This is a genomic window from uncultured Anaerofustis sp. (assembly GCF_938029165.1).
GTDB lineage: Bacteria > Bacillota > Clostridia > Eubacteriales > Anaerofustaceae > Anaerofustis.
In genome coordinates this window covers 1-5,406 of the sequence record NZ_CALHFB010000034.1, presented here as the reverse complement: position 1 = coordinate 5,406, position 5,406 = coordinate 1, and the positions used below count along the sequence as shown (strand labels likewise).

General features: G+C 36.2%; 2 protein-coding genes and 1 pseudogene. 1 reads left to right on the top strand and 2 read right to left on the bottom strand.

Annotated elements, in window-relative coordinates; all coding sequences use genetic code 11:
- On the top strand, positions 1-2,134 hold a 2,134-nt coding region (pheT, locus tag Q0516_RS04280), incomplete at its 5' end, for a phenylalanine--tRNA ligase subunit beta (RefSeq protein ID WP_294468942.1).
- A 35-nt stretch (positions 2,135-2,169) separates the two neighbouring features.
- Here pheT and Q0516_RS04275 read toward each other — a convergent pair.
- Positions 2,170-4,278 carry a bifunctional diguanylate cyclase/phosphodiesterase gene (locus tag Q0516_RS04275; RefSeq protein ID WP_294468941.1) on the bottom strand — a complete coding sequence of 703 codons (2,109 nt, stop codon included), beginning with the start codon at positions 4,276-4,278 and terminating at the stop codon, positions 2,170-2,172.
- 117 nt (positions 4,279-4,395) lie between these two features.
- Positions 4,396-5,406, bottom strand: a pseudogene (locus tag Q0516_RS04270) (hypothetical protein); the annotation flags it as partial.

Here is a 5,406-nt window from a genome sequence, read left to right as displayed (position 1 = left end):
TATATCCCCTTCACTTACTTTTGCAAAAGGGACTATATCCCCTTCACTTACGTTGAAGCTTAAAAAAGCAAAGCTTAGAGGAGTAGAGTCCTTCGGTATGCTTTGCTCGGGACAGGAGCTTGGAATGAGCTCAAGCATTATCCCAAAGAACATGGAAGACGGGATATATATTTTCTCAAATGATGTGCCTCTCGGTATAGATGCAAAAGAAGCTTTGGGACTTGACGAATATGTTATCGACTTCGAGCTTACAAACAACAGACAAGATTGTAATTCTATCCTCGGTATGGCTTACGAAGCAGGGGCGACTATGGGCGAAAAGTTCATAATGCCCGATTTTAAGATAGAAGATAAGAATAGTGATATAAAGGATAAATTGAGCGTTGAAGTAAAAAACACCGATTTATGCAAGCGTTACTGTGCAAGACTGCTTAGAGTAAAGAAGGTCGAAGACTCTCCTTTATGGATGCAGAAGAGACTTATGGCGTGCGGTATAAGACCTATTTCAAATATAGTAGACGTTTCAAACTACGTTATGCTTGAACTTGGTCAGCCTCTTCATATGTTCGATTACGATAAATTAGAGGGACATAAGATAATCGTCGATACCGCAAAAGACGGAGAAACTATGGTAACTCTCGATAATATCGAAAGAGAACTGGACGATAAAATGCTCCTTATCAACGACGAAAACAGGGGAGTATGCGTTGCCGGGGTAATGGGTGCGGCTAATTCCGTAGTAGACGACGATACGAAGAACATCGTCATAGAATCCGCTAACTTCAATAAAAACTCTATCAGAAGGACATCGAGAAAGTTCGGGCTTAGAAGCGAAGCTTCCGCACACTATGAAAAGGGGATAAATCCTCTTATAACCAGATACGCTATAGACAGAGCGGCTTCACTGCTCGTTGAAATAGGGGCGTGCGAACTTGTTGAAGGTCTTATTGATGAAAACTTCTATGAAAAAGAACCTGTCAAAATGGATATAGATTACAGAGATGTAAATAAACTTCTTGGTAGTGATATCTCCGCAGAAGAACAGATAAGGCTTCTCGATTTACTTAACTTCGAACCTAAGTTAAAGGGGCATTTGATTAGTATCACCGCACCTTTACTCAGAGATGATGTGAATATCAAGGAAGATGTAATAGAAGATATCGCGAGGATGTACGGATACAATAACCTCCCTAGTACCCTCATGGAAAGCTCAAATCATATAAGTGAGAAGAATACCTATTACAGGGACAAAAACGCTCTTAAGGACGCTCTCGTTGCCGTAGGTGCGCTTGAAACTCTTACTTATACGTTCACGTCAAAAGAAAAGCTTGATGAACTGGGTTTTGATGAAACCGATATAAGGAGCAAATACTTAAAGGTAATAAATCCTCTCGGTGAAGACACCGCATACATGAGGACCAGCATGATGGTAAGTATGCTTGAAGCACTTTCTTTCAACTATTCAAGGAAGAACAAAGAAAGAGTGTTGTTTGAAGTGGGGAATGTATTCTTTAACGATAAATTCGATGAGCTTGGACTTCCTCTTCAAAAGGAACACCTTGTGATAGGTAAATACAATACCGATTTCTTTGAAATAAAAGGTATCGTTGAATACTTATTCAATAAATTCAGGATAAAGGGCGTCAAATTCATCAAAGCAGAGGAAAATATGCTTCATCCTTCAAGAAGTGCTTATGTATGTATAGATGACAAGATAATCGGATATATCGGAAACGTACATCCGATACTTTTAAAGAAATACAATCTTAAGGAAGATGTTGTGGTTGCAGAGCTCGATGTCAAGGCCATAATCGAACTTTACGATAAGGAAGTGGTATTCAAGGAATTCCCTAAATTCCCTGCTCTGGAAAGAGATATCGCCGTAGTAGTCGATGAAGATGTCTACGCCGGAGAAATAATAGATGAAATCAAGAAGGCGGGGGGCAAATATCTCGTTAAAGCCGAAGTGTTCGATGTGTTCACCGGAGAACAGATAGGTCAGGGTAAGAAATCCGTTGCGGCTGCTCTTGATTTCAGAGCTGAAGACAGGACCCTTACCGACGAAGAGATCGACGTTACTTTCTCTAAGATAGTAAAAGCCTTAGATGAAAATATAAATGCAAAATTAAGATAGTCAGTAATAAAAAAGGTACTTATTAAGTACCTTTTTTAATTCAAATATTTATTTTCGAATTCTTCCACCGTTATAGGTTTTGAAAAATAATAACCTTGAATGAAATCGCATTTATAATTTTCCAGCATATCGAATTGTTCTTTCGTTTCTACACCTTCCGCAACGGTTTTTGTCTTTTCTATATGTTTGCACATGTCTATCACGTGCTCTATGATTATCCTTGCATTTGGGTTTGAATTGATGTTGTCGATTATGCTTTTATCTATCTTTAAGTTATCGAACTCTATTTTTGTGAGTATGGATAAGTTTGAGTAATCCGAACCGAAATCATCAAGAGAAATGGTAAAGCCTTCTGTTCTGAACCTTTCTATTATTTCAAATAAAACATTATCGTTCATTTTTGAAATGCTTTCCGTCACTTCTATATTTATAAAACTGTGAGGTATATCATAATTGTCACAAATACTGCATATCTTATCGATTATTTTGTATTCCATAACAGTGACTCTCGATAGATTTATGCTTATGGCTATCAAAGGTCTGTTTTCACTTCTCCATTTATCCAGTATCCTGCATACACTTTCAAGCACGAATAAATCTACGTGTCTTATGATATTTTTCGCTTCATATGAAGATATGAATTTGTCAGGGGTTATGAGGTTTCCTTCATCATCTATCTTTCTGACCAAAGCCTCGGCACCGGAGATCCTGCCCGTAGCTGTTTCTATCTGAGGCTGGAGAAGGACAGTAAATTTATTATCCGCTATTTCTCTTATAAGCTTCTTCGAAACTTCCGAGCGGTAATTATGTTCTTTTACAAGGTTTGATTTATAATAAGACTGCTTTTCGAGATACATTAGGTTATCGGCGTTCTTGATGAGTTTTTCAAGTTCGTTTTTCCCTTTGTCCCAAACGGCACCGATAGAAATATTTATCTCATCTTCTTTTTTGAGCAGCCCTCTTAAATTACTGACTGTTTTTTCAAATTCGTGTTTTTCCGTGTTTGGACAAAGTGCTACAAATTCATCACCGCCTACTCTGAATATATGTTTATTATATACTTTTTTTAAGAGATCCGCAGTTTGCTTTAAAAGTACATCCCCGTAGTCGTGACCGTAATTATCGTTTACCAGTTTAAGTCCGTTCACATCTATATAGACTATGCCTATATTTTCAGGGGGATTTTCATTATAATACTCGACTACATTAATATAGTGGTTCCTGTTTCCAAGGTCTGTCAGAGCGTCGTAATAACTCATTTTATTGAGCGTTGCAAGAAGTTTTTCTTTATCGATGTCGTTCATTATAAAATAGGTAAGTGTCTTTATGAGTGTAAGGTCATCGATGTTCTTCTTCGGGTCATCTACACCGAGGAATCCTGTTATTTCTCCGTCTTTGATGAGCGGTGCTGCAATCAAACTATCTATTCCCTGATCTGATAAGATTTTATATGCGGGAGAATTCTTATCATATTTTTCGCCTAAGGCTGATATATAGAACTCTCCTTCTTTGTTGAACTGGTAAATCCAGTCATCTATAAGGGCTATAGGAAGTTTTTGAAGATTATCTATTTCTTTTGTAACGTCTTTTGTACAGAATTCGTATGTGTTGGAAAATACTTTGTTTTCATAATCAATTTCAAAGATATATGCACGGTTCCCGTTATAAAATCCGCATACTATCTCAAGGAGTTTGTCTATGGCAGCCTTTGTATTTCTGTCTCCCGCAAGTGTCCTGGCACAGTTTACTATAGTTTCCTCTTTGTACAGTTCATACTCAAGCTTTCTTTTTTCGCTTTCTTTCTGGGTTATATCCGTTGCTATTTCAAGTCTTGCTTTTTTGCCGTCTACATCTATGATCTTATCTCTTACAATAAAGTATTCTTTAAGCAGGGGATTATAAGTTTCCCACGTATAAAACGATTCTTCGTTGATCAAATTATTGGTACAAAAAGGACACGGCGAATCTAGCCCCTGCAAAACTTTATAACATTTTTGACCTTGATAAATTTCTTTTTTATCAATATTAAATTTTTCTTTTGCAGTCTCATTCATATAGATGAGTTCAAATTTATCCATATCGCTTATATATATTAAATTGTCCATTTCATTGAGTATTAGCGAACATATTTCTTCGTATTTCATTTTATATTTTTAAGCAGTAAAACCTGCCTTCTCCTTTTATTCTTATATATCATTATATATCAACTCAAAAAGAAAGTGTACAAATTTCGCACACTTTCACTAAATAATTACACTTTTCTATTTTAATGTTATTTTTTTAGGATATTTGTAACTGTAGCTTCCATGAATAAACTTGACAGTGTACTTTCCTTTTGAAAGCAGTTTTTTATTATATTTACCATAGTTTCCGTAACCTTTGAAAGCGGTGCTCAGTTTGGTATTTGCTTTTTGATAATAAAAACCTTTATTGAATACCATCTTTCCTTTTGAATTATAAATCCTTATATAACTCGTTCCCGGTCTGTTTGGTTTCATTGACAGTATCGTGGATTTTTTTCTCTTGACAGTTGTCTTTGTTATCTTCGTACTTAGTCTTGTAGCTTTATTATAGGCTTTTATGGTATATTCCTTTGATTTGACGCTCTTTGATGATGTTGACAAGACGAATTTAATCATATACTTCGTTCCCGATGAACTTCTTTTTACGTAGCTTCCCGTATTGTATCCCGCTTTATTTCCTTTAGTTGCTTTTCCGTCCCAGAAAATCTTTTCGGATGTAGTTCCCGTCTTAGGCTTGGTAATGCTTTTCTTTGCGACTAATTGTTTCTTTGTGTTGTATACCTGAAGTTCCAGCTTAGTATTTTTTTTGTTTGAATATATTTTCCCTTCTGCTTTTAGATTATTCCCGTATCCCGGAGTAAATCCGTAACTTGGGGCGGGACTTATTTTTATAGATGAAATCGTAAGTTTATCTGCCGGAACCGAAGGTGTGTTTGACTTACCTTTTCTTACTATATCAATACTGCTTTTTAATACATATCCCACGGAGTCGTTATGATTATATAAATTCTCAAAGTTTACATTCCCGCTTTTTACTCCCATGTCGCTTTGGACTTTATAATATTCGCCGCTTGACCCCAGTATAACCACGGGAATTCCAATAGGTTCATTTAGGTTTTTATTGGATAATTTATAAAATACCTTGCTGCTTGAAGAAGCTTTTTCATATACATTTGCTGTCTTATTGGTTACTCCTATAGTATATTTTTCATAGTCTTTGCTTCCCATGTTTTTATCTTGGGTATAGGC

Bases quoted from the DNA above. Each gene is read 5' to 3' on its own strand.
- Q0516_RS04275 (WP_294468941.1), bottom strand. From the start codon at position 4,278: ATGAAATACGAAGAAATATGTTCGCTAATACTCAATGAAATGGACAAT.